This window comes from Marinicella rhabdoformis (assembly GCF_009671245.1).
Classification (GTDB): domain Bacteria; phylum Pseudomonadota; class Gammaproteobacteria; order Xanthomonadales; family Marinicellaceae; genus Marinicella; species Marinicella rhabdoformis.
Genome location: NZ_VTFS01000015.1, coordinates 1 through 281 on the forward strand (window position 1 = coordinate 1; position 281 = coordinate 281).

Genomic DNA, 281 nt, shown 5'->3' on the forward strand with positions numbered 1-281 from the left:
GATCGCTCGGTTTCGGGTCTAATCCCAGCAACTATGCGCCCTATTAAGACTCGGTTTCCCTTCGCCTACACTACTCGCTTAAGCTTGCTACTGAAATTAAGTCGCTGACCCATTATACAAAAGGTACGCCATCACACCCCTAAGGATGCTTTGACTGCTTGTACGTATGTGGTTTCAGGGTCTATTTCACTCCCCTCACAGGGGTTCTTTTCGCCTTTCCCTCACGGTACTGGTTCACTATCGGTCAGTTGGGAGTATTTAGCCTTAGATGATGGTCCACC

The 281-nt window shown here is 48.8% G+C and carries 1 rRNA gene; it reads right to left on the bottom strand.

Annotated elements, in window-relative coordinates:
• Nucleotides 1-281 (bottom strand): 23S ribosomal RNA (locus tag FET73_RS15035); the annotation flags it as partial.